Below are 19,160 nucleotides of genomic sequence, written 5' to 3' on the forward strand. Positions count from 1 at the left end.
CGGTTATATGATTCTATCCTCGCTATCTCTGTCTTACCATACTATCCTCTTTGTTTTGATTACTTTTAACTTTGGTCGATTTCAGTGGAATGCACTTCAAAATAGAATACTCAATAAAAAAACTGCTCAATTTTCATCTTGACTTATTACCATTAGACTTAACACTCGTTTTTTCTTGATTGTAAATCCCCCAAAGCCCCATACGCTCTTGTTTTTCTTTTATAGCCATATCCTCGTACATCATCGACAATTCCACTTATTTTCACATCAATAATGACAAATCGTGCTTCCCAGCTACAAGAAAAAACTGAAAAACAGACCACTATATACGATAAAATCATAAATATTCCAAGCAATGATTCATCTTGCACTCTCTTCTTATATATTAGACTAACAGTACAAACTAAATTTCTTTTTTATTCTTTTTACATAGGGATGTAACACAAGTTAACTAGTTACACACTCTCAAAAATGGGCTCCTCATCATTTAGTGTTTTTCTCTACCAACACTAAATGACGAGGAGCCATTTGATTTTGCACAACTCATCAATCCCTATTGACAAAGAGCCAATATTTTCAATCTAGACTATTCGTTCAACTGTTCCTCAAACTCTTCTGGTTCCCACGCCTTTCCAAATGTATAATCCTTAAATAAAGCTGCTAAACCTGTTATCTGTTTTAATCTTAGTATTTCATCTTTATCCATCCCTAAATGCTTTGCAATCCAATTATCACTTCTACCACACTCATGCAGTTCTTTTACAATATTACTCATCAAATCAACATCATGGCTACCTCTTGCCCTGTTATGCCTGATAGTAGATGCCATTCTATGATCAAGTGCTTTATCAATGATAGAAACAGGTAGTCTTCCTTCTTCTCTTTCATAAATATCAGAATAATCAAGCATGATACGATATCTATGAAATCCATCTACGATAATGTATTTATCCTCTTCCACATTGTAATAACACACAATCGGCATGGTATATCCATCCGATTTAATACTATCATACAAAAGTTTCATCTCTGGCGGTGCTACAGTATTAGGATTATAATCATTAGGAAATATTTTTTCTATTGGGATAGATTGAATTTGATAAACCGGACTTTTAAAATTACTCACGTTCCAATTCCTCCAAACTCGTTTTATATTTTTGCTTTATAGCATCTACTACTCTTTGTTGTTCACGAGTTAAGCCAAACCCCATAAAACGACAAATATGATCATTTTTCAAAATACAAAAACACATTCTTTTCCAACTAGGAATATCTTTTGTGCTTAAAATATCATCTGTATGATCCGGAATTTTACCTAAGAAAATAATTCGGGAATTTTTAAAAATGGTATAGTTTGAAACACCATTTCTTTCAATATTATAGCCTTTTTCTTCCAATTCTTTAATTGTTTCTTCTTCTAACCCTCCACCAGTATTATGCCAAAAGAAAATTGATTTATTAAATTTGCTAATATAATTATTCCTGAGTCTAACCGGTAAGGTTGCTAAAAGAAACTGTGTATAAGATTTCCATGTATGCCCTTCAGGAAGTGTCACATTTCTGTACCCTACGGCTTTTGTCTTTCCGTAAATATTAGCAAAATTAGCTCCCTTAACTCTACCCAAAAGTTTTACCCACACAGTAGGATCTATAACCCTGGATAGGCTACAATTAACTAGACAGAAAAATTAAGGTGTGTAGACTAGAAGAAAACATACCAGGAGGAATTTTTATGTCTAAGAGAACACGAAGAACTTTTTCACAAGAATTCAAGCAACAAATCGTCAATCTTTACTTAGCTGGAAAGCCACGTGTAGAAATCATTCGAGAATATGAACTAACGGCTTCAGCATTTGACAAATGGGTAAAGCAATCTAAAACGAGTGGTTCATTCAAAGGAAAAGATAATCTTACGCCTGAACAAAAAGAATTGTTAGAACTACGTAAAAGAAACCAGCAATTAGAAATGGAAAATGATATTTTAAAGCAAGCAGCGCTGATATTCGGACGAAGAGACAAGTAATCGATGCGAATAAGCATCTTTACCCTATATCAGCGATGTGCAGAATATTAGGTCTATCACGTCAGTCCTATTATTATCAATCAAAACCAAAGAAAGACGAATCAGAACTTGAAGAAGTAGTCGCTGAAGAATTTATCCGCAGCCGAAAGGCCTACGGCTCAAGAAAAATAAAAAAAGCCTTATCAAAACGAGGCATTCGGATCAGCCGACGAAAAATTAGTAGAATCATGAAAAATAGAGGATTAAAATCGAGCTATACTGTTGCTTATTTTAAAGTACATCATTCTACTTGCAATGAAGCCAAAACGACAAACGTATTGAATCGTAAATTCTTAAGAGACAACCCATTAGAAGCGATCGTAACAGACTTGACTTATGTACGAGTCGGGAAAAAATGGAATTATATCTGTTTCATTTTGGATCTGTTCAATCGAGAAATTCTCGGCTATTCTTGTGGAGAACATAAAGATGCCATTCTAGTAAAAAAAGCATTTAGCCGTATCAAACAACCTCTGACAGAGGTTGAGATTTTTCATACTGATCGTGGAAAAGAGTTTGATAACCAAGCTATTGATGAATTATTAACAACTTTTGACATCAATCGATCATTGAGTCATAAAGGCTGTCCTTTTGATAATGCCGTAGCTGAATCAACTTATAAGTCGTTGAAAGTAGAATTTGTCTATCAATACACATTTGAAACCTTACAACAATTGGATTTGGAGTTATTTGACTATGTCAATTGGTGGAACCACCTTCGGTTGCACGGTACACTTGGCTACGAGACACCGGTTGGTTACCGTAACCAGAGATTGGCGCAGCGAATCCTTGATAATGAGCTCGGATGTGCTAACGCTAGCGAGGCAGTCTAACTTTAACTGTTAGCTCCTGCCGAAGATCGTCACATCCGAGGAGGCTCATTGTCAAGGACAATCGGAATAGCATACGGAAGGAAGTTCTGCACCTTATAAAATTTGTCAAAAAAACTGTTGCCATTCCACGATAATCCTGCTTTATAGTACAAATCATATAAATAATTATATCTATACCCAAACTTATAATAGGCATGCCATATATCTTCTACAGACCAGTCATAAAGAGGAGAAGCTGCCCACATATCCTTAAATTGCTTTGTGATCCAACACTTATTCTTATAACCATATTTTTTATTTACAAACCCACTATATCTTTGTAAAGATTCATCTGCTCTAATACCAAGTAAACAAACCGTCTTTTTATCTCCACTTAATTGTCTATACCATCTGCCGAACTGTTTTGCCAAGTCCTCCTGGTGCATTCGATAGTGATAAGTGGTCATTGGATTATTATCTAAATTGATTACATAGTCATGCCTTGGCATAGGCCGAACCCATGAAGCTTCTTGTTTATCATCCCATGGATACCAATACATTTCATAGCTGCTAAGTGCTGTTCTTGTAGCCATAGGTAAACAAACCCAATACAATCTTACATTTTTTCTTTTCTCAAGTTCTGAAAAAATAGACTCTACATATTCTGTTGTCGCACCATACTGAGCCTCAAAATCTTGATGAAATACCCCTATTTCTCTTTCAGGATAATACTTATCTCTAAAGTCTAATAGAACATTTAAAAGCAAGCCACTATCTTTTCCGCCTGAAAAAGAAGTATAAATCACAGGGAATTCTTTAAATACAAAATGTAGACGCTCAAGTAGTGCTTCGTATACATTCTTTTTTAAATATATCCTCTGCATCTACCTATATCTTCTCCTAACGTGTTATAAAATAATATTAACAACATATTAATATACTTTTTTATTTTATCTATATAATCACACTGTTTTTTAGCTTACAACTACAATATAAATTCAGGACTCATTTATTATCGTACTCTTTTAGCTACAACAATAAATCTTCCTTCTTCTACAAAATAGCTACAAGTAGATAACATAAGCACCTGTTCTCCATATCTAATATCTTTTACCTCCCCATATAGAGTAATTTCAGAAAGTTTGCTTATATAGTCATCAAAAGATTCTTCTGATAGATCCCCATAATAATCATAATAATCAAAATGGGGATTTTCCAAATCTACACGAAAAGCACCTATCACTTCATATTTTCTACTCTCCCCTATTATATTAAAATAGATAAATGGATGTGAATCTTTATATCCAACTTCCTCATACTTCTCCAACGTACCAAACATCGAACCATTCTTCATATGATGTCCGTATATAATAAAACATTTTTTATCTGGACCAATACCTTCTCCAATATAAGGCGTTCCATTTAGTGAATATTCCTTTTTAAAGTTTCTTCTTAAATAGTAATTTGGATTATCAGGTGTACTCATTACAGGATAATCAATTGAGGTATCAGGTATTGTAAGCCATCCTATATAGTCTTTATTTTCTTCAGCTAATATCTCATATCCTGTATTGTCATCAATGTCTTTGGTATAAAGAGACTTTGTTTTCGTATCTTTATTTAAATCATCATTCTTTTCTTGTTTTTTTTTATTTTCGCGTTTTGCAGTCTCTATCTTCTGTCTAAGCTCTTCAAACTGGTTATTTTCTTTATGCTCTGTCATCTTAATATGTATGATTTTATATGCAGAAAATAAAAATACTACAATTAGAATGATCTCTGTCATTTTAATGACCCGATTCTTCTTTTTCCTCTTCATAATTTAGTTTAGCACCTCTTTTCGTATTTCATGCTATCAACTATGTTTATGCTACATAAGTTATCTGAAATTCTCATCTATCTTATACACTAATTATACATGAAAAGAGGACTTCTACATCAGTTTGTAAAACGTCCTCTTTCTTTTATAACCAAATAAACTCGTTATTTTTTATATTAATTTTCGTCTCAAGGCTTTCAAAAGAAGTAAACATCCTGATCCTCCCAACAAGCCTACATACAAATATAAATTCGTATGATCCCCTGTTTTTGGAGTAGAGGTTTTAGTTTCATTCACTTTGTCTTTACCTTTTTTCTGAGTAGATTTCTTTGATTTATCTGTTTGGATTTTGTCAGTTTTATCAGCTTTCTCTTCTTTTTCTGCAACTATTGTATCTTCTGTTTTTTCTGCACCAGCATATTCTGGGATCTTAGGTAATCCCTGTTGTGCTTTCTCTAAATTATTTTTAGCTGTTACTAAATTTTTAAAAATCTGTTGCAGTTCTGTATATAGCAGATTTTCTTTGTCTTTAGATGAACGGACCAACTCTTCTGCCTGTTTTTTGATTTCTCTATAATTTAACACCTCTGGTGTTGTGCTGTCACCAATAACCGGTGCACTTGAAATAGCATCTTCTAAATCTTTCAAGGCTTTTCTATACTTTGCTATTTCTTCCTCTGTTCCAGTACGTTCTATTAAACCGTTTTTAGCTGCTTGAATACTTTGAATATGTGCTTTAACATTTTGATGTTCTTTTTGCAACTCTTCTAACGTTACATCAGATTGTTTTAATAGTTGAAAAGTATTATTATAAGGATCATATGCACTCTGCTGAGCTTGCGTATAATTGTTTGCGGTTTCACTTGTATAAATAAAAGTATTTGGATTTTCCTGAATCAAAGCAAGAAGCGTTTCTAAAGAAGTGCCAATAGCCCTCTTCTCTTCATCAACTAGACCATTTTTAGTTACTTGAATATTTTGAATATTCTCTTTAATACTTTGATGTTCTTTCTGTAATTCTTCTAAAGTCAAATTAGGTTTCTTTAATAGGTTGAATGCATTCCAATAAGGATTATACGCATTCTGCTGAGCTTGTTTATACTTATCAACAATTTCACTCGGATAATTAAAAACATTTGGATTTTCCTGAATCAAGGTAAGAAGTGTTTGTATGGAGGCACTGATTGCAGACTTTTCTTCACCAATATAGGAATTTGTCACAACCTTGACCACTACTTCTGTAATCGAACCATCTTTATAGATCACCTGAACTGGAAATGAATAGTATCCGTTTTCTTGGATGTTAAAGGGAAATTTTCCTTCATACGTATTCACTAATGTTTTGGTTACTGGTGACTTACCTGCTGCTGTAGTGGTAACCGCTGATATTACTTCCGCTTTAGTAACTGTATCTCCCACATTTTTCGTTATGTTATTTACACTTACCTGCCAATTATCCTTTTCTGTAGCATTCACTTCCATAGAGGTAAATACTAAAGAACAAAGAATCAAAATACAGCAGCTAAATTTACAAAACAACAAGAATTTCAAGTAGTTTCTATCTGTCATTTTCATAATTTATTCTCCTTATCATAAATTTTCGTTCATATTATATATATATAGTCAAGTCTAATTTAACATTATATTTGTTATTTATAAACGCTTCCACGATATAAAATCCTCGTTACATGTGTTTTGATTTTTATGACTTCATTGATTGTTCTACTAACCGCTTTGAAGGGATCGGACTTGCTTTTCTAATGTCTTGATACGATTTTGTTCGTCATTTGTTGTATTTTCTTTTTCTAGTCAAAGTAAGTGATCGCCCTTTCTCTTTTGAGAACCCCTCAATACCTGCTTCTCTGAAATCACGCATCCAATTGACAATAAGCGCAGGGTTATTCATTTCTAAAGCGCTGACAACTTCCCGATAGGACATCTCACTTGTTTGATATAACTCTAGCGCATTTAACTTAAATTGAACAGAATATTTCTAATTTTGACGCTTTCTCAATAGACCATCCTCTCCGTATTCACAACAGGCATTCACCCAATCACTTACTTAAGACTTGCTTGAAACACCGTATTTGTTGGCAAAATGACGATATCCGCCTACGCCACTAAGATATTCTTTAACGATTTTTAGTTTTAATTCAAAAGGATATTTTGCCATACAAATAACGACCCCAAAAAGTTAGATTTTTGGGTCTAACTTTTGGGGATCGCTTCAATTCTCTTAACTAAGTGTCCAGTTTTTCTTGACACACCTCCCTTTAAACACATTAAGAAACCGTCCATTAAATAATTCAATTTTTACAGTTCATATGTAACAGACTTATACATAGAACAAATATTCACCTGAAGATAGTAAAATAAGATTGTTTCTGACATATGAAATCCGTTTGGTTTAGCTCCATGGTAAGTAGCTCATTCAAAATACTTATACGGAATTTGAAACTGAGTATATTTCACAAAATTTACTGTTTTTGAGAAAATGAAACAACTAATCAAAGTAAATAAAAACTGAGAATAGTTCATGTAGCTTAGTGATAATAAAAGTATAATTACGGTAATACATAATAGACTAGTACCAATTCTTATACCAAAATATTTTTCTAATAATAGATATAAAATATCTGTTCCACCAGTACTTCCACCAAAACGATATATTATACCGCAGCCTAAGCCAGACAGTATTCCAGTTGCTATACTTGAAAGAAATAGATTGATTTGAGGTGGGGAAGGAATAAGCTGTGTCCAAAAATTTAAAGACACTGTTAATGTAGACATTCCAAATAAGGTTTTTAATATTGCTTTTTTTCCTAACGCGAAAAAAGACACTATCAACAATGGCAAATTAATAAGTAGAATTGATAGTGAAGGGGCAATTGCCCATAAACTCTTTAGAATCAATGCAATACCGGTTGCTCCACCATCTCCTAATTTATTGGGAATATTGATTACACAAATTGATAATGAATAAAGACAAATGCCTAGTATAATTCCTAAAACATCCAAAACATATTTTCTTTTCATTTTACATTCCTTGTATATTTAGATTACTCAATTAATCAACTATTCCGTTTTAATTAGCTGTTATTTTATCTATAATTGAGTTAGGCGCTGTGGACTAGTATCCCCTCCGCCAGATTCCTTTGGAATACTGTTTTTGAAAGGCTCTGGCCACAGCTCTTTGTCACATTGTTAATAAGTTTGTTAGCGTATGACATCAGTTCGTGACGCTTGATTGATCGCAAGATTACATAGGCAAATAGTAAGTAGAGCACAGCGTAAATTTTATCTGATTAGGAGTGATCCTTAGTTGTATGTTGGAATTGATGTTGCCCAGCATAAACATGACTTAGCGGTCATTGATACTGAAAGAACGATTTTTGTCCGTCACCTTCAAATCGAAAATAACCGTGAAGGATTTACGAAGCTTCAAATGACACTTGCCAATCTGCAGAAAACAACCGGTGAAGACATTCAAATCGCCTTAGAAGATACCGGTCATTATTGCTTCAATATCCTCCGCTTCCTTCGGACGCAAGGGTACCCAACCTATAGCTATAATCCGTACTTAATTAAAGAATTTGCCAAGAATCAAAGTTTACGAAAAACAAAACCGATAAAAAAGACGCCATGACGATCGCTCGTAAATTACGAACAGATCTTGATAAACAATCATTTAGTGCGAACCCTTCAATGATTGAGTTGAAGTATTTAACTCGACATACAGCCAGATTGAAAGAAGATTGTACTCGAAAAAAAAGTAAGCTGCACACGTATTCTAGACATTCTCTTTCCAGAACTCGCCCCTTCTTTGGGTTCTTCTTCTGCGAAACACCAATCCTATGTATACGCAATCTTAAAAAAATCCCCCTCTGCTAAAAAGCTAGGGAATGCACATTTAACGAAGCTGACCAATCTTATTTCAACGCACTCAAAAGGTCACTTTGGAAAAGAACCGGCGATCAAGCTCAAATCACTCGCACAAGCCGCCCTTGTCTGAGAGTCGCCAGCGTTAGAGTTTGAACTCCTTCAAACCATTGATGCCATTCAGTACCTTACAACTTTGCGGAACGAAGCAGATAGGGAGGTCGCTCGATTAATGAGTAAAATCAATTCGCCTATTTTAACGATTCCTGGCATTGGTTTTAAATTAGGGAATGTCATTCTCGCCGAAATTCGGGACATTAAGAATTTTCGTTCGCCGAATCAACTGCTTGCTTATGCAGGCGAAGAACCTTCCGTCTCCATTTCTGGAATGAATCAAACGGAAACTGGACGAATGGTCAAACGTGGATCTTAGCAATTACGTTGAGCATTGCATGAGTCCGCCAGGCTCATGTCTATTTGGCCACCGTCTATGCGTGTCTACTTCCAGAAAAAACTAGCGGAAAGATAACACTATAATGTCGCAATTAGTCATGTCATAAGAAATCTGGTGCGGATTATTTATCAACTACTGAAAGATAATAAACCTTATGAAGAGCAGAAAAAAATCGTTAACTGATCTTTTCAAAAATTCCCGTTACCTAGGATTTCTTTGCCATGCCTTCAAACCATATACAAACTACATTATTCAAACTTTTCCTATTGTACTTGACTTAATATAGTTTGTCTTTCTACAATAATATTAATCAAAAAAACATCCTCAGTTGAGAAAGCGAAAGAAAAACAACCAAAATCTATATTTTATTTTAGAAATAAAAAGTAATTTATCAAGATAAATTTTATGCATTCCACTAAATCTTACAGTAAATTGTTAGATTCGGTAAGATAACAATTGAAAAATTTCATTTCACATTTTATAATCTAACTATCCAATAAATTTTTTCATTAATCTCCTTCCAAAGGAAGCCCGCTCTCTCTAGAGTGGGTATTTTTGTACTCGTATACAATCCCTTGATTGAGCTAAGGACTTATAATTTTTGCATATTTTGTCTGTAAACAATAGATTTACTTTTATTTTGAACCAAGTTACTCCCCAAATACCTAATGTAATCCCCTCGTTAAACGTCTTATCCATCAATTGGGAAAAGACATAAGAAATCAACAATCCCACCAACAATCGAATAAAAAAATAACAACTTATTATCTGATGGCCATACATCTAATTCTTTTATCTTTTATGATTCAAAATATCTATCATAGTTTACTGTTTCTTTTTTCGTTTTTTTCATAATAGGTAATCCTGCACTAAACGTTTAATATATATAAACAGAAACACAACAAAAAAACAACAGCTAAAAGACCCTTAATAAATTTTTAACGTAATTCAGGCAGAAGTCGCCTATCCTCTATAGGTGAGTGATGAATACCGACAATTAGGGTGTATTGCCTTTTTATTTTGTCCCATGTTAAAATCAGTCTATACAAAAATGAGTTGATATAACATGGAATTAGATACAAATAACCACTCAGTATTTTTCTTTATTACCACCTTATTTTAGTAACGAAATATCGTAGACAAGTAATTGATAATGAAATATCTAACTACGCTAAAACGACTTTTGAAAGAATCTCAGAACCATATCACATCACTTTAGTTGAGTGGAATCATGATAAAGACCACATTCATATTATGTTCAAAGCTCAACCAAAAACAGAGTTGACAAAATTTATTAATGCCTATAAAAGTGCCAGCTCACGTTTGATAAAGCGTGATTATCCAAGAGTCAAACAATTTCTTTGGAAAGAAATGTTCTGGTCAAAAAGTTTTTGCCTTCTGACAACTGGTGGAGCACCAATTGATGTGATTAGGAAGTATATTCAAAATCAAGGAAATAATCATAAATAGCAAGCGAGTAAGCTTTATGGAGTGACTAAAAGCATATAAATAACCCCTTCTTACTTGCTATGAGTAGAATGGGGTTATTATGTACCTTGTAGGACTCGAACCTACGACCGGACGGTTATGAGCCGTCTGCTCTGACCAACTGAGCTAAAGGTACAAAAACACCTATCCTCGGAAAAGGATAGGATAAGGTTGTTTGAAAAAAAGATTAAAAATTGGCTGATTTAATTATAAGGTTGGAAATTATATTATTCAATGGTGTTTAAGCCTAATTGATGAAATTTACAATAATACTCAGTTTTACTGATAATTGGTACTAGTCATAACAAAGATCATGATTGAATTTGAAGCAATAAAAAAGACCCCGACTAAGGGACGTAAAATTTCGTCTGAGATAGCCTCAAACCGTTTTTACGTCAAAAATTTACGACTAGGTAAACAACATAGATATATGTTAAAGTAATCATTCTAATAAGTCAAATACGTATTTCAACTTAATTATATATTAAATAATGTTTTAAGTCTAATTTTAACATAATCAGGAGTTCATCGCCCATCCTCTATAGGTGGGTGATGAACTCCTATATAAGTTAAATAGTATTTAAAACGATAACTACCAAATACCATTATTAGATTTTCCATTAAAATATTTAGAACTTATAATTTTTATCTCTGTCAAGAATTTTTTCTTTTTTTTAATCCAATGCCACTAAGAGTCACGAAAAAGAATCCTATTAAACTTGAAAAATAGATATTTTTCTCTCCTGTTTGAGGAAGCTCTTTATTGTTTGAAAAGTCCTTATTTGTAAATTTTTTAGTATCCTCAATTGCTTTTCTATTATTAGAATGGTCAATTAAAATATTTGTGCCTTCATTAGATTTAAGAGAAACTTGCTCAATTACAGAATCAAATTTTTCCATACTAACCTTCTCTGATGTAATGCTATTCGAATCTCTCTTCCCAACACTATTTTCAGATTTATTTTTCAATTCTCTATTTAAATGTCCATCAATAGGGTTCTTTTTGTCAATCATTGTATCAGGAATATCAACTATGACTGCACGAGAACCTTCATTTGTCCTGAATTTCACCTTATAATATTCTTGCGATCCTATCAGTTGCTGATCATCCTCCCAAGTCCAACCTTCAGGAAGCTTAATTGTAGCTAACTTAGCTCCTGTCGAACCTGAAAGACCCGATTCGGGAAGAACAATTAATGATACCGTCTTCAAAAGCGTTTTATAAATATCTCCTGTAGCTAATCCATCATTATTTAATGATTTATCTTTAGGAACAACGCTATAGTGAACATTGTAAATGCCTGGTTTCAATTTAGAAATATCATTTATATTAATTGTGTTAACTAATTTAAGTTCCCCAGTGTCCGTGTACATGTATTCATCATCAATACTAGCATTAACAATATAGTCAACTCTATCTACTGATATATTAGACAACACATCATAATTTGTTCCTTCTTTAATTACTATATCTGATACACCGATTAGTTTTGGAGCATCAGCATACCACTCTTCTGCAGCCTTCTTTTGCTCTTCATTTTGGGACCAACGAATCCAATCAACAATCATAGTAGTATTGTCCTCAGCTAAATAATCACCTGCATCTCCAGCCCAATCCCCACCTGTTGCTAAATTTAATTTTAGAATTTGTGGTCGATTGATACTTCTAGCAGCTGCTTCTAACCTTTCATCACCGACAAGATTCATAGAATTATAAATGACTCCATCAAGATACCAATCAATTCTTTCTGGAGACCAATCCACACCAAAAATATGCCATTCATTCCAAAAATCTTCCTCTATCTTAGCATTACCACCCAACTCGTATGGATCATAACTACCATCTTTATCTACATCACCATTTATATAGTAAAAATGAGGAGTTCCGTAAACAATTTGATTACTTTGTCTTCCATTATCTGTTGGATCAGTTTCTCCATTAACCGCTCTTTCTGTAGTTGGAGCACCAATTAATTCCATAATATCTATTTCACCACCACCAGGCCAACCATATGATGTCCCCATTAACCAAAATGCAGGAAATGCACCTTTACCTTTAGGTAGCTTAGCTCTCATTTCAATACGACCATACAAGAAATCCTTTTTTCCAGATGTATTAACATAACCAGAATCATATTTAATAGGACGCCCATTTTCCCTTCTAGGATTAATTTCTTCACTTCCACGATCAGTAACTTTAAAAAACAAACTACCATTTTCTGTATATACATTCTTCTTACTGGTAGTATAATTTTGTTGCTCACTTCTCGCTAAAGTCCCAACCATGTAACTCCAAGTATCTTTATCTAACTCTGACTTATCAAAATCTTCTTGCCAAATAATTTCATAATTACTTTCTGATTTCTCTACAACAACTAAATTGTCAATACTGATTTCTGTTTTTTCGGTATTAATAGTCGAATCATCGGGATTCCACTTAACAATACCAACAAGTGTTTCTGCTCCTTCTGCAGTAAATTCAAATGTTTGCTTCGTCCAATCTTTTAACGTTTCATCTAAATATAGTTGGTTATATACTTTTCCTTGTTGTCTATTTTCTGTGAATTCCTTTGCAGTAAAATAGACTCCCGTAGGTGTAGCATTTCGAGCAACTACTTTCAAATCAGCTGTAACTAAATATTTTTTCCCTGGTGTTGTTGGTATTTTCTGCAAAATATATTCATCTTTTGTTTCACCATTAATTTTCCCAAACGTATTATTTCCCTCAGTTACAATAGTAGAAACTCCCCAAGGCTTCATCGTCCATTTTGATTTATTAGAAACAATGCTTCCTTCAAAATCACCATCTGCTGCACGATTCAATTCACTATTCATCTTTTCTACTGTTATTTCTTCACTTACTGTTGATGGCTCTTCGACTTCTGTAGATGCAACTTCGTTTGATGTTTCTGCCCTATTCTCTACTGTTGTACCATCACTTACTGTTGATGACTCTTCAACTTCTGTAGGTGCAACCCCGCTTGATGCTTCTGAACCATTCTCCACTGTTGCTTCTTCACTTACTGTTGATGGCTCTGTAACTTCCGTATATGCAACTCCATTTGATTCTTCTACACCATTCTCTACTGTTGATCCTTCGCTTACTGCTGATGGCTCTGCAACTTCTGTAGGGGCAACTTCACTTGATGCTGCTGACCCATTCTCTACTGGTGCTCCTTCGCTAACTGTTGATGACTCTTCTATTAATGCAGCATTATTACTATTTACCTCTGTATCAGTAACCTCTGCAGCGGATACAGAATTACCTAGATACAGAGCTGTTCCTACTAAAACTGATGCAACTCCAACACTTAATTTTTTGATAGAGTATTTTTGAACTTTATAAGCGTATTTTTGTTTCCGCAATAATACATTTCTTTTAGACACCATTATTTCACTCCTATATTAAATAAAATTAGATATTATAAAACTCTACAACACTTTAGAAGAGTTTAATCCACCTCAATGTATTAATAAAACGCTCTCATTTATAAAAAAATGCACTATAGAGTTTAAACCGCCAAAATATTTGTGAAATCACTTATATTCATACCAGAATAATTATAATAGCGATTATTCTGGTATGAATTAGCAACGCTATAAAATGTTAATTATATATTATCTTTATATTGTTCACTAGCTTTCCATCTTCTTTCAACATTAAAGATAAACGGTAAATAGAGCAGAATATCTAATACAATCAAAATGACTTGTAAAACAGAAGCTTGCCAGCTACCAGTTGCTAAAAAACCTGAAATAACTGGTGGCATTGTCCAACCAGGATCTGTATATGTTCCAGGGACTATGCCTGAGCTGAACGCAAAATAAGCAACAATGAGATTTACTGCTGGAGCTAAAACAAACGGAATAACTGTTAAAACATTCAAAACGACAGGAACCCCGAACATTGTAGGTTCGTTAATATTAAAAAGACCAGGTAATAATGTTAAAGGAGAAAGAACCTTGGCCTGTTGACTGGCTTTACGACGTTTTGCTAACCACGCTAACGCAATAACTAACCCAATTGTCGCACCCGAGCCACCAATAAAAACAAAATTATCCATAAATACAGATGTGAAAACATGAGGAAGTTCTTGTCCAGCTTTATGAGCTGTCGCATTTTCTGTTAAATTAGCTAACCAAATAGGCTTCATAATCGGATTATTTAAAACATTTCCTCCGTGAACACCACAGAACCACAATAAACCATTTAATAAAACTACAATAAAATTACCAAACAACGTACTTCCCAACATACTAAATGGAACACCTAAAACTGTTTTTACTATGTCATGTACATTAGGTAGTTTCAGACTATCTAACAGTCCATAAATAATAAGCCAAAAAACTAGAATTACTGTTCCAGGAATAATAGCACTAAAACTTTTTGACACCGCTGGAGGAACTCCTTCAGGCATTTTTATACGAATATCTTTTTTCATAAACCACTGATACGCATAACCATTAAGCAATCCTAAAACAATGGCTACAAATAATCCGCCAGATGATAAATATGATGGTGCGATTCCCCCAACAGAACCTAACGTTTTACCCGATTCATCTAAAAAAGGAATTGTAAACGGAGTAACCATTAAAAACGCTGATATATTAATGACACCAGCTGAAATTCCATCTTCTTTATACTGTTTGACAAGACTATAAGGAATGGCAAAAGCAGCAATTAAAGCGATCAAATTAAAACTAGAATCGACCCCTTTCCAAAGATACGTTGAAATGCCCACTTCCCCGAGCCAAGTTTCCCAACCTGGAACTGGAAAACTTGCAATCACCATCAAAAATGAGCCAATTAGAATTAACGGCATTGAATAAGTAATACCATCCCGAATAGCTATCAAAAACTTATTACTTCCAAAACGACCAGCAATAGGAACCAATTTTGTTTGAACTACTTCTTCAAATTTATTCATTCGCCTTCTCCCTCCTATAAATAAAAATATCTTCAAAGTTTATAAACTAATGATAATTAGTTCATTTTATTCAGATGCTAAGGATTTATATAAATCAACAATTTCTTTAGCTAAATCAGTAAATGTAATGCTTGTCATTAAATGATCTTGACTATGCACCATTAACAAAGTAATAGTATTTTCTTTTCCTTGTGCTTCCGCTGTTAACATTTCTGTTTGGGAATTATGTGCACAAACCAAAGATTCTTGAGCAGATTTTAGCTTTTTTTCTGCCTCTTCAAAATCAAATCGTTTTGCTGCTTGAATTGCCTCCATTGCATTATTTTTTGCATCACCTCCATACATAATTAATCCCATTACTGCTTGCATTGTTTTCTCATCCATATTTTCCATCTATTTCATTAATCCTTCCGCTAAATCAATTACTTTTGATCCATTCATCATTCCATAATCTGTCATTGGAATGACTGCAACTGGAATACCTTTAGGTTTCAAATTTTGTTCAAATTGTTGAAGCATATATCTTACTTGGGGTCCTAACAATACAACATCAACATTTTTATCTTCTACATATAGATCAGCTTCTGCCACTGGAACTGCAAAAATTTCTACATCTAAATTCTTTGCCTCTGCAGCTTTTTGCATTTTTGTTACTAACAAACTAGTACTCATTCCAGCCGCACATGCTAACATAATCTTTTTCGACATCATTATTCTCCTATCTATTAATTGATCTTGCGATAACAGACACTGTATGTCTGGTTCCTCTAATTGCTTTACTTAGTTCATAAATATTTTCTACTGGTGCTAAACCACCATATCCTGCATCACCAATGTGCTGAATATCAACACCACAAATCTTATTACGAATTGCAATATCTCTAATTGTTGACACATCAGAGCTTTCTTGACTTGTACCAATAGCTGAGAGGACTAAGCCACCATTCTTATGAACTTCTTTTACAATTTCAACTAAATCTTTTTCTTTAAATCCTGGAACTGTTCCGACAGCCGGTACTAAGATAATATCTGCACCAGCATTTAATAACTTTTGTGTAATCTCCACATCTATAATTGTTTCATCTAATCCAGCCCCATGCATCTTACCCGCAATAATCAACCCAGAGAACGTTTCCCTCGCTTCTTCAATAGCTTTAAGAATCTGTTTGTTTGATACACCAGTTCCAGGATTACCTGTTAAACAAATAAAATCAAACCCTAAATCTTCTGCACGTTTAAAAGTTTGTATATTTGCTTGTCTCCCAATTTCTAATTCCAAACGTTCTTCTTGTATCTCAGCATTTAGATCAACAGGTTCTAAATTTACACCTATCGGACATCCGATTAAAGAATGCAACTCTTCAATAATATTATTTTCTTTACTATCTAATCCAAAAATTTTTGGATGTAGTACGTCTAAACCATTTAATAAAATTAAATCTGCACCAAATGCACGCGCAATTTCAGCATTGGTAATATCACCTATAAAACTTTCTCTCGGTGCAACATTTTCGGATAATACAACTCTTCCTTCACTAGCCTTAATACTTTGCTTTAATTCTTGAGCATCCATTTTTAAAATTTCTGAAGAATTTGCGCTTATTAATCTTTTTGTCAAACATCTCTCTCCATTCAAATTAAAATTTCTACAGCCAAAAATATAATATCTATGAGACAAAATTATACAAATCTAAAATTTTCTAATCAACTTACCTTATAACATCAACCAAACAAAGATTTTCTTATAAAAAGGAAGCCTTATTCTCAATTATATCAAAATCTTACATCACTCCTAACACATTTAATCTTTTATTTATGTAATAAAACCTCCTCGCAATTTGCATTTATATTTCATTTTATAACTATTAAAACCTTTCCACGATATTTATAATAATATATTATTACTAAAATCATTTTAATTTCTTGAGGCAAATATTGTCAATACCGTTAAAATTAATTTTTTCTAATTTCCCCTACCCCAAAAAATTGTAATAGTAAATCTTAACCCGATACATTCTTATATTCTAATATGCTATAATTCTAAATAAAATATAGGAGGTGTTCAAAATAGAAATTACAAAAAAACAGAAAGAGCTATGTTCCCAAATATTAAATGTTATTTATCCTGAAGGACCAATATCTAGAATAGATATTTCAAAAAAAACCGGTATTACTCCTGCAACGATTAGCTTACTAACAGGAATAATGATAGATAAAAATATCTTATACGAATTAGGAGAATACTATAATAATAAAGCTGGCAGAAGAAAAATTTTATTAGATATTTCCCCAAAGCACAGTTTCTTTATAGGGGCTGAAATATCTGAGTCATTCTACTCTTTCGTCTCAACTGACAATACAGGAGAAATTTATAATAAAAAAGTGTATACAATAGATGCGTCAGATCCTTCTATTACACATGATAGTTTTATAAATAATCTTTTATCTTTTTACAATTCATTAAATGTATCTGTGTCTGCAGTCGGTATTGCTCTACCCGGCCATTATAATAATTCGACAAGAATCCTGACTAATAACTGTACATGGAAAAATTTCGATCTCAAAAAAATTGTGGATACGATAAAAATCCCAGTTTATTTTGAAAATAATGTAAATTGTATGGCCCTTGCGGAACATTTCTTCTATAAACGGACAAATGATAATTTTATTTTTTTTCATATTGGGCGTGGTATACATTGTTCTTATTTTTACAAAGGAGATATTTTTAGCAAAGATAATTTTTTGATTGGTGAAATAGGACACACAGTAGTTAATCTTGATGGACATTTTTGCGAATGCGGAAAAAGAGGTTGCTTACAAACATATACTAGTGAAACCTGGTTATTAAAACATTCAAAATTAATTTATAAACATTCTTCTTCTACTTTTTTACATCAATTAGTCGATAACGAGCGTGATATATCTATTGAAACAATTTTATATGCATATGAATTAGGTGATTCTGCTATTTCCAAGTTAATAAATACGGCTCTTAATTATATTGCTTTAACGCTAAATAATTTAAATATGATTCTTGATTCTACTAAATTAATCCTGCACGGAAAAATTTTTGATAATAAAAATATCACTAATACCTTATTACAACTACTAAATATTAAACCTAAACTATTAACCTTTCAAAACCAAGAAGAAGTGATCAAAAAAGACTATAAAAAAACTAATGGTGCAGTAGGGGCAACTGCATTATGTGTCTACAAAAAATTAGAAGAACATAATTTTATAAGCTAGCCGAAAACACCCATGATTTTAATCATGGGTTGAATCTGTTTCAGTTATTACCTAGCTTTAGCTAGGTTAAACAATTGACAAATATAAGCTAAATAATAATAAAACACCTTGTTATAATTGATTTTGTAGAAATACATATTCTAAAATTATTGCGCGGCGTTTTTATATGTCAGAAATTCATTATGGGCGTGATTATGTCTATTCTAGACAATACCATCTTGTTTGGTATGTAAGATATCGACATGATATTTTGTCTGGTCAGGTAGACATTGATATCAAACAGCTATTAAAACAAATCGCTAATGATAATAATGTGAAAATTATAGAAATAGAATCAGATAAAAAACATATTCATTTACTTACTGAATGCTTTAACAACACTATATTCCTAGTATTGTTAAAGCATTTAAAGGCGTATCCGCTAGGCTCCTGTTTAAAAACATCCTGTACAAAGCTATATAACTAAAAA

15 protein-coding genes, 1 tRNA gene and 4 pseudogenes are annotated in these 19,160 nt (G+C 33.0%); 6 read left to right on the top strand and 14 right to left on the bottom strand.

The window, feature by feature from the left end:
* Positions 1-586: 586 nt before the first annotated feature.
* Both IGI96_RS18915 and IGI96_RS18920 read right to left on the bottom strand, forming a co-directional pair.
* Positions 587-1,126 (bottom strand): IbrB-like domain-containing protein, encoded by a 540-nt coding sequence (locus IGI96_RS18915; RefSeq protein ID WP_438785603.1) that lies wholly within the window; start codon positions 1,124-1,126, stop codon positions 587-589.
* Positions 1,119-1,655 (bottom strand): annotated as a pseudogene (locus IGI96_RS18920) (DUF3440 domain-containing protein); the annotation flags it as partial. The pseudogene IGI96_RS18920 and the gene IGI96_RS18915, both read right to left, overlap by 8 nt.
* 77 nt (positions 1,656-1,732) lie before the next feature.
* On the opposite strand from IGI96_RS18920, the gene IGI96_RS18925 reads away from it, so the two are divergent.
* Positions 1,733-2,895, top strand: a protein-coding gene (locus IGI96_RS18925) for an IS3 family transposase (RefSeq protein ID WP_438785398.1) whose coding sequence is annotated in 2 segments (ribosomal slippage) — positions 1,733-2,009 and positions 2,009-2,895 — 1,164 coding nt in all. Because the reading frame shifts where the segments join, the coding sequence is not laid out codon by codon here.
* Positions 2,896-2,924: 29 nt separating this feature from the next.
* Here the strand turns inward: IGI96_RS18925 and IGI96_RS18930 are convergent.
* From IGI96_RS18930 to IGI96_RS18955, 6 genes and pseudogenes are all read right to left on the bottom strand, one after another.
* Positions 2,925-3,758, bottom strand: a complete 834-nt coding sequence (locus tag IGI96_RS18930) for a phosphoadenosine phosphosulfate reductase domain-containing protein (RefSeq protein WP_438785604.1) — start codon at positions 3,756-3,758, stop codon at positions 2,925-2,927.
* Positions 3,759-3,886: 128 nt separating this feature from the next.
* The gene (locus tag IGI96_RS18935; RefSeq protein WP_438785605.1) at positions 3,887-4,660 is read right to left on the bottom strand and encodes a class B sortase; all 774 of its coding nucleotides are present in this window, start codon (positions 4,658-4,660) and stop codon (positions 3,887-3,889) included.
* Positions 4,661-4,864: 204 nt separating this feature from the next.
* Positions 4,865-6,268, bottom strand: coding sequence for a hypothetical protein (locus IGI96_RS18940; RefSeq protein WP_438785606.1), 1,404 nt, complete (start codon positions 6,266-6,268; stop codon positions 4,865-4,867).
* Positions 6,269-6,476: 208 nt separating this feature from the next.
* Positions 6,477-6,659, bottom strand: a pseudogene (locus IGI96_RS18945) (IS3 family transposase); the annotation flags it as partial.
* A gap of 96 nt (positions 6,660-6,755) precedes the next feature.
* Positions 6,756-6,866 (bottom strand): IS3 family transposase, encoded by a 111-nt coding sequence (locus tag IGI96_RS18950; protein ID WP_438785607.1) that lies wholly within the window; start codon positions 6,864-6,866, stop codon positions 6,756-6,758.
* Positions 6,867-7,120: 254 nt separating this feature from the next.
* Positions 7,121-7,729 carry a YitT family protein gene (locus IGI96_RS18955; protein WP_438785608.1) on the bottom strand — a complete coding sequence of 203 codons (609 nt, stop codon included), beginning with the start codon at positions 7,727-7,729 and terminating at the stop codon, positions 7,121-7,123.
* A gap of 286 nt (positions 7,730-8,015) precedes the next feature.
* On the opposite strand from IGI96_RS18955, the pseudogene IGI96_RS18960 reads away from it, so the two are divergent.
* From IGI96_RS18960 to tnpA (IGI96_RS18970), 3 genes and pseudogenes are all read left to right on the top strand, one after another.
* Positions 8,016-8,584 (top strand): annotated as a pseudogene (locus IGI96_RS18960) (IS110 family transposase).
* 220 nt (positions 8,585-8,804) lie between these two features.
* Positions 8,805-9,005, top strand: coding sequence for an IS110 family transposase (locus tag IGI96_RS18965; protein ID WP_438785609.1), 201 nt, complete (start codon positions 8,805-8,807; stop codon positions 9,003-9,005).
* Positions 9,006-10,092: 1,087 nt separating this feature from the next.
* Positions 10,093-10,496, top strand: a pseudogene (gene tnpA / locus IGI96_RS18970) (IS200/IS605 family transposase).
* Positions 10,497-10,576: 80 nt separating this feature from the next.
* Here tnpA (IGI96_RS18970) and IGI96_RS18975 read toward each other — a convergent pair.
* The 6 genes from IGI96_RS18975 to IGI96_RS19000 form a co-directional block, all read right to left on the bottom strand.
* Positions 10,577-10,650: transfer RNA gene (locus IGI96_RS18975), tRNA-Ile, on the bottom strand.
* A gap of 518 nt (positions 10,651-11,168) precedes the next feature.
* Complete coding sequence (locus IGI96_RS18980; RefSeq protein WP_438785610.1) at positions 11,169-13,904, bottom strand: family 16 glycosylhydrolase; 2,736 nt, start codon at positions 13,902-13,904, stop codon at positions 11,169-11,171.
* A gap of 221 nt (positions 13,905-14,125) precedes the next feature.
* The gene (locus IGI96_RS18985; RefSeq protein ID WP_077454692.1) at positions 14,126-15,442 is read right to left on the bottom strand and encodes a PTS sugar transporter subunit IIC; all 1,317 of its coding nucleotides are present in this window, start codon (positions 15,440-15,442) and stop codon (positions 14,126-14,128) included.
* Positions 15,443-15,508: 66 nt separating this feature from the next.
* Positions 15,509-15,826, bottom strand: a complete 318-nt coding sequence (locus IGI96_RS18990) for a PTS lactose/cellobiose transporter subunit IIA (RefSeq protein ID WP_438266496.1) — start codon at positions 15,824-15,826, stop codon at positions 15,509-15,511.
* A gap of 9 nt (positions 15,827-15,835) precedes the next feature.
* Positions 15,836-16,153 carry a PTS sugar transporter subunit IIB gene (locus tag IGI96_RS18995; RefSeq protein WP_438785611.1) on the bottom strand — a complete coding sequence of 106 codons (318 nt, stop codon included), beginning with the start codon at positions 16,151-16,153 and terminating at the stop codon, positions 15,836-15,838.
* Between the two features lie 7 nt (positions 16,154-16,160).
* Positions 16,161-17,060 carry a DUF7916 family protein gene (locus IGI96_RS19000; protein ID WP_438785612.1) on the bottom strand — a complete coding sequence of 300 codons (900 nt, stop codon included), beginning with the start codon at positions 17,058-17,060 and terminating at the stop codon, positions 16,161-16,163.
* Between the two features lie 440 nt (positions 17,061-17,500).
* Here IGI96_RS19000 and IGI96_RS19005 point away from each other — a divergent pair, with 440 nt between their 5' ends.
* Both IGI96_RS19005 and tnpA (IGI96_RS19010) read left to right on the top strand, forming a co-directional pair.
* On the top strand, positions 17,501-18,691 hold the full coding sequence (locus IGI96_RS19005; RefSeq protein WP_438785613.1) for an ROK family protein: 1,191 nt from the start codon (positions 17,501-17,503) through the stop codon (positions 18,689-18,691).
* Positions 18,692-18,857: 166 nt separating this feature from the next.
* Positions 18,858-19,157, top strand: a complete 300-nt coding sequence (gene tnpA / locus IGI96_RS19010; protein WP_438785614.1) for an IS200/IS605 family transposase — start codon at positions 18,858-18,860, stop codon at positions 19,155-19,157.
* Positions 19,158-19,160: the final 3 nt, after the last annotated feature.

It is taken from the genome of Enterococcus sp. DIV0421, from assembly GCF_051713745.1.
Taxonomy (GTDB): domain Bacteria; phylum Bacillota; class Bacilli; order Lactobacillales; family Enterococcaceae; genus Enterococcus_D; species Enterococcus_D casseliflavus.